Here is a 6,763-nt window from a genome sequence, read left to right on the forward strand (position 1 = left end):
ACGCTTGGTAATGGGAATGGTTGCCATGTTTTTGCTCCTCTCAAAAGCGAAACCGCCACCAGTCACCTGGCGGCGGCGCTTGAATCCAAAGTTTCAATCAAACAAGTTTAATGCAAATCGGATCTGCTGAAATCCGGAAAAAACCCGGGGCGTCAGGCTGTCAGCCTAGCTGCGCATGCAACTCCTGCACGGAATAAACCGGCAGGTTATCCAGGTACTTCATGCCCTCCACGGCCGCTTCGGCGCCGGCAATGGTGGTGTACGTCGTCACACGGGCCAGCAGCGCCGAGGTGCGGATCTGGCGCGAATCGGTAATCGCGTTGCGCCGCTCTTCCACCGTGTTAATGACCAGGGCGATTTCGTTGTTCTTGATCATGTCCACCACGTGCGGCCGGCCCTCGGTGACCTTGTTGACCACAGTGCAGGCGATACCCGCGGCCTGGATGGCGGCCGCAGTGCCTTTGGTGGCCACGATTTCAAACTTCAGGGCCGCCAGCTTGCGCGCGACTTCCACGGCACGCGGCTTGTCATTGTTCTTGACGGTGAGGAACACCTTGCCGGAGGTCGGCAGCTTGGTGCCCGCGCCGAGCTGGGACTTCACGAAGGCTTCGCCGAAAGTCTTGCCCACGCCCATGACTTCGCCGGTGGATTTCATCTCGGGGCCGAGAATCGTGTCCACGCCGGGGAACTTGACGAAGGGGAACACCGCTTCCTTGACACTGAAGTAAGGCGGTGTGACTTCGTCCTTGATGCCCTGCGAAGCCAGCGACTGGCCCACCATGCAACGTGCTGCCACTTTGGCCAGCTGGATTCCGGTGGCCTTGCTGACAAAGGGTACCGTGCGCGAGGCACGCGGGTTGACTTCCAGCACGTAGATGACGTCTTTGCCGTCAATGTTCTGGATCGCGAACTGCACGTTCATGAGACCCACCACCGTCAGTGCCTCGGCCATCGCGGCGGTCTGGCGCTTGATTTCGGTGACGGTTTCCGCGCTCAGGGAATATGGCGGCAAAGAGCACGCGGAGTCGCCGCTGTGCACGCCGGCCTGCTCGATGTGCTCCATCACGCCCCCGATGAAAGTGCGGCCTTCGGGGTCACGCAGGCAATCGACGTCGCACTCGATGGCGTCGTTCAGGAAGCGATCCAGCAGTACTGGCGAGTCATGGCTGACCTTGACAGCCTCGCGCATGTAGCGCTCAAGGTCACGCTGCTCGTGCACGATCTCCATGGCACGGCCGCCCAGGACATAACTGGGGCGCACAACCAGGGGGTAACCCAGCGCAGCGGCTTTTTCAAGCGCTTCGGGCTCGGTGCGCGCCGTGGCGTTGGGCGGCTGGCGCAGCTTCAACTCGTGCAGCAGCTTCTGGAAGCGCTCGCGGTCTTCCGCCGCGTCAATCATGTCGGGCGAAGTGCCGATGATGGGCACGCCGTTCGCTTCCAGATCCAGCGCCAGCTTCAAAGGCGTCTGGCCGCCGTACTGGACGATCACGCCCAACGGTTTTTCCTTGTCGACAATTTCGAGCACGTCTTCGAGCGTCAGCGATTCGAAATAGAGGCGGTCCGAGGTGTCGTAGTCGGTCGAGACGGTTTCAGGGTTGCAGTTGACCATGATGGTCTCGTAGCCGTCTTCGCGCATGGCCAACGCCGCGTGCACGCAGCAGTAGTCAAACTCGATGCCCTGCCCGATGCGGTTGGGCCCGCCGCCGAGGACCATGATTTTTTTCTTGTCGGTCGGAGCGGCTTCGCACTCGCTGCCTTCGGCCTCATAGGTCGAATACATGTAGGCGGTGTTGGTGGCAAACTCGGCGGCACAGGTGTCCACGCGCTTGTAGACCGGACGCACGCCCAGCGCACGGCGCTTTTCGCGAATGGCCGTGTCGGTGGTCTTGAGCTGCTTGGCCAGTCGGCGGTCGGAGAAGCCTTTTTGCTTCAGCGCACGCAGCGTGACGGCGTCGATCTTGTCGAGCGAGGTGGTTTCGAGTTCAAGTTCTATCTTGACGATCTGCTCGATCTGCACGAGAAACCACGGGTCGATCTTGGTGAGCGCAAAGACTTCATCGACGCTCATGCCCAGCGCAAACGCGTCACCCACATACCAGATGCGGTCGGGGCCGGGCGCGCCGAGTTCTTTCTCAAGCACTTCACGGTCTTGCGTCTTCTCGTTCATGCCGTCGACGCCGACTTCCAGGCCGCGCAGCGCTTTCTGGAAGGACTCCTGGAAAGTGCGGCCCATGGCCATCACCTCACCCACAGACTTCATCTGCGTGGTCAGGCGCGAATCAGCAGCCGGGAATTTCTCGAACGYGAAACGCGGAATCTTCGTGACGACGTAGTCGATGCTGGGCTCGAAGCTCGCTGGGGTTGCGCCGCCCGTGATTTCGTTACGCAGCTCGTCGAGCGTGTAGCCCACCGCCAACTTGGCCGCGACCTTGGCAATCGGGAAACCCGTGGCCTTGGAGGCCAGCGCCGATGAGCGCGAGACGCGCGGGTTCATCTCGATCACGACCATACGGCCGTCGACCGGGTTGATGGAGAACTGCACGTTGGAACCACCGGTATCCACGCCGATTTCCCGCAGCACAGCCAGCGAGGCGTTACGCAGTATCTGGTATTCCTTGTCAGTCAGCGTCTGGGCCGGTGCCACGGTGATCGAGTCACCGGTGTGCACGCCCATCGGGTCCAGATTTTCAATGGAGCAGACGATGATGCAGTTGTCGGCGGTGTCGCGCACGACTTCCATCTCGTACTCTTTCCAGCCGAGCAGCGATTCTTCAATCAGCAGCTCATTGGTGGGCGAAGCTTCGAGGCCGCGTTTGCAGATCACTTCGAATTCTTCGGAGTTGTAGGCGATGCCGCCGCCGGTGCCGCCCAGCGTGAAGCTTGGGCGGATCACGGTCGGGAAACCAACGGTTTTCTGGACTGCCCAGGCTTCATCCATGCTGTGCGCAATGCCGGAGCGGGCTGAGCCCAAACCGATCTTAGTCATCGCGTCCTTGAATTTCAGGCGGTCTTCGGCCTTGTCGATGGCTTCGGGCTTGGCGCCAATCAGCTCGACCTTGTACTTGTCGAGCACGCCGTTGTGCCAGAGGTCGAGCGCGCAGTTGAGCGCAGTCTGTCCGCCCATGGTCGGCAGGATGGCGTCAGGGCGTTCCTTGGCGATGATTTTTTCGACTGTCTGCCAGGTGATGGGCTCAATGTAGGTGACGTCGGCGGTCGCCGGGTCGGTCATGATCGTGGCGGGGTTGCTGTTGATCAGGATGACCTTGTAGCCCTCTTCGCGCAGCGCCTTGCAGGCCTGCACGCCGGAGTAGTCGAACTCGCAAGCCTGGCCGATGATGATGGGGCCGGCGCCGATGATGAGGACGGATTTGATGTCTGTACGTTTTGGCATTATTTGTTCCCTCCATGCTGTTCCATGAGGGCTGTGAAACGATCAAACAGATACGAAATATCGTGCGGGCCAGGCGAGGCTTCCGGGTGACCCTGAAAGCAAAACGCCGGCTTATCGGTGCGGGCCAGGCCTTGCAACGTGCCGTCAAACAGGCTGATGTGCGTGGGCCGCAGGTTGGCGGGCAGGCTTTTTTCATCCACCGCAAAACCGTGGTTCTGGCTGGTGATGCTGACGCGGCCGTTGTCCAGGTCTTTCACCGGGTGGTTGGCACCGTGGTGGCCGAACTTCATCTTGAAGGTCTTCGCGCCGCTGGCCAGCGCCATGATCTGGTGGCCCAGGCAGATRCCGAAAGTCGGGATGCCGGTCTCAATGAGTTCACGCACCGCCGCAATCGCGTAGTCACAAGGCTCAGGGTCGCCCGGGCCATTGGCCAGGAAGATGCCGTCGGGTTTGAGCTTGAGCACGTCGGCAGCTGGCGTTTGTGCCGGCACCACGGTGATGCGCGCACCGCGCTCGGCCATCATGCGCAGGATGTTTTTCTTCACGCCGAAGTCAAAAGCCACGACGTGGAATTTGGGCGTGATTTGCACGCCATAACCCGCGCCGAGTTTCCATTCGGTCTGCGTCCATTCGTAGGTTTGCTTGACCGAGACGACCTTGGCCAGGTCGAGCCCGGCCATGCTGGGGGCGCCGCGCGCGGCCGCAACGGCCTTTTCGATCGCGGGCTGACTGACTTCTTCGCCCGCAGGCAGTGCCAGGATGCAGCCGTTTTGCGCGCCCTTGGTGCGCAGGTGGCGTGTGAGCTGCCGGGTGTCTATGCCGGCGATGGCTACCGTGTTTTCCTTGACCAGGTATTCGGACAAGGTCATGGTCATGCGGAAATTCGAGGCCAGCAGCGGCAGGTCCTTGATGATCAGGCCGGCCGCGTGGACTTTTTCAGCTTCGACGTCTTCGGCATTGATGCCGTAGTTGCCGATGTGCGGGTACGTGAGGGTGACGATCTGCTGGCAGTAGCTCGGATCCGTGAGGATTTCCTGATAGCCGGTCATGGCGGTGTTGAACACCACCTCGCCGACTGTGGAGCCTGCGGCTCCAATGGAATTGCCGATAAAGACCGTGCCGTCTGCGAGCGCCAGTATGGCGTGTGGGGATTTTTCGCGTGATCCCTGTAGAGACAAAAGCACTGGGTTCTCCGAGTTGGTTACGGTTCGCCCAAGCGTGCACAAGAAACGTCTCAGGGAGACTCTTGCTGGCTGCCTTAGTTGGCTGCTTTTGTGAGGGTGTTTGCTTTGTCTGCGCTCGGGCGAAGCTGTGTTTTGAAAAGCCCTTGATTATAGCCTAGGGATGTGGCCCCCACGGTCGCTCACTTCGTGTAGCTCCCTGCCCCCCGAGGGGGCTGCCCGCCCTACGGCCCGGCAGAGCCGGTTCCGCGGCTCATGCTGGCTTGAAGATTCAGGGCGAATGCAGGGGAGTATTTCACCAGTGGGGGCCGCGGGTTCGGCTTTGCCAGCCCCAGGCGCCGCCCCCCGGAAGGGGGGAACGGGCTACACGCAGTGAGCCTGGACGGGGGTGGGTCTATATCTTCAGCGAACTTGCGTACAGGCAAATTGCGGCCGCGGCTGCCACATTAAGCGACTCCTCGCCCCCCGGTTGGTCGATGCGGATCTTGAGCGCCGCCCGGCTCATGAGGTCGTCGCTAACGCCCTGCCCTTCGTGGCCCATGGCCCATGCACACGGCACAGGCAACTTCTGCTGATGCAAAAAGCTGCCTTGGTGCGAGCTGGTGACAACGATGGGCACGGTCAATGCTGCCAGAGCCTCGGGCTCCAGGCCTTCCACCAGTTGCAGTGCAAAGTGGGCACCCATACCGGCACGCAGCACTTTGGGCGACCAGAGCGCCGCCGTACCCCTGAGGGCAAGAACCTGGCCAAAGCCAAAGGCCGCTGCGCTGCGCAGGATGGAGCCCACGTTGCCGGCATCCTGCACACGGTCCAGGATGACCGAGGCTGCATGGGGTTGCGGGCTGGCGGGCGCCGGCAAATCCAGCACAAAACCCATGCGAGCGGGTGACTCCAGGCCGCTGATTTCCGGCAGCAGTGCATCGGAAATTACTATGTTTTTGATAGCTGCTTGCGCCCATTCAGATTGGCTTGCAGACCAAAATGATTCACAAAAAACGGCGATGGCAGGCTGCAGGCCGCGCGCCAGCGCTGCACGGCATAAATGGTCCCCCTCCAGCCAGACGCGCCCCTGTTTGCGGTACGCGGTGCTGTCCTGCGAGAGCTTGCGCAGGTCCTTGATCAGGGGGTTGTCGCGCGAAGTGATGTACGTGGCGGAGCCGGAGGATCCGGAGAAGCCGGAACTCACCGCAAGACCTCAGCCACCGGCGCAAAGGACCTGCGATGCTGGGGACAGGCGCCGTGTTCGCGCAACGCAGCCAGATGTTCGGCCGTGCCGTACCCTTTATGGTCGGCAAACCCGTACTGGGGATACTCAAGATGGAACTCCGCGCACCAACGGTCGCGGTAAACCTTGGCCAGAATCGACGCTGCGGAAATCGAAGGCACCAGCGCGTCACCACCCACAATGGCCTCGGACAGGATCACCAGTGTTGGCAGCCGGTTGCCGTCGACCAGCACCTTGTTGGGCTTGAGGCGCAGGCCTTCCACCGCGCGCCGCATGGCCAGTAAAGTAGCCTGCAGGATGTTGATGCTGTCGATCTCCTCGGCGGTTGCCAGCGCAATCGAGCAGCACAGTGCCTTGGCGCGGATTTCGTCATAGAGTTTTTCGCGGCGCAAGGCCGTGAGCTTCTTGGAGTCGGCCAGCCCCTGAATGGGATTGAGCTCATCAAGAATGACGGCGGCCGCGACCACCGGGCCCATCAATGGTCCCCGGCCAGCTTCGTCCACGCCAGCCACAAGGCCAGGCGTATCCCATGACAAGGGTGTTTGCTCAGCTTTCAAGAATTTGCTGGATCGCATCTGTCGCCAGTTTTGAAGTGTCCCGCTGCAGTTCCGCATGCAGCGCGGTAAATCGTTGTTCTACAGCCGCTATTTTGTCAGGTGCCGAAGACTTTGCGTCAACCCATTTCAGCACTTCCGCTGCCAGCGCCTCAGGCGTGGCCGCGTCCTGCAGCAGCTCCGGAACGACAAACTCCCGGCAGAGGATATTGGGCAGGCCCACCCATGGCTGCAATTTCTTGCGCCGCATGATTTGCCATGACAGCCAGTTCATGTTGTAGGCGATCACCATGGGCCGCTTGAAAAGCGCCGCCTCCAGCGTGGCGGTGCCACTCGCTATCAGCGTTACATCACATGCCGCCAGCGCGCTGTGGGACTGGCCCTCGATGATCTGCAGATGGGGTTTCATTCC

Annotated in this window: 5 protein-coding genes; all 5 read right to left on the bottom strand. The window is 61.1% G+C overall.

Going from position 1 to position 6,763, the window contains the following annotated elements; genetic code table 11:
- Positions 1-160: 160 nt before the first annotated feature.
- Positions 161-3,391: a carbamoyl-phosphate synthase large subunit gene (gene carB, locus AC1D1X_RS12140; protein WP_477698347.1), complete on the bottom strand. Its 3,231-nt coding sequence runs from the start codon at positions 3,389-3,391 to the stop codon at positions 161-163.
- Positions 3,391-4,575 (bottom strand): glutamine-hydrolyzing carbamoyl-phosphate synthase small subunit, encoded by a 1,185-nt coding sequence (gene carA / locus AC1D1X_RS12145; protein ID WP_477669262.1) that lies wholly within the window; start codon positions 4,573-4,575, stop codon positions 3,391-3,393. Before carA ends, carB begins: the two co-directional genes overlap by 1 nt.
- Positions 4,576-4,966: 391 nt before the next feature.
- The gene (locus AC1D1X_RS12150) at positions 4,967-5,758 is read right to left on the bottom strand and encodes a TrmH family RNA methyltransferase (protein WP_477669261.1); all 792 of its coding nucleotides are present in this window, start codon (positions 5,756-5,758) and stop codon (positions 4,967-4,969) included.
- Complete coding sequence (gene rnhB, locus AC1D1X_RS12155; RefSeq protein WP_477669260.1) at positions 5,755-6,372, bottom strand: ribonuclease HII; 618 nt, start codon at positions 6,370-6,372, stop codon at positions 5,755-5,757. Before rnhB ends, AC1D1X_RS12150 begins: the two co-directional genes overlap by 4 nt.
- Positions 6,344-6,763, bottom strand: a 420-nt coding sequence (locus tag AC1D1X_RS12160) for a glycosyltransferase family protein (RefSeq protein ID WP_477698348.1), incomplete at its 5' end; no start/stop codon positions are given. The genes rnhB and AC1D1X_RS12160, both read right to left, overlap by 29 nt.

It is taken from the genome of Polaromonas sp. P1_G4 (genome assembly GCF_056405475.1).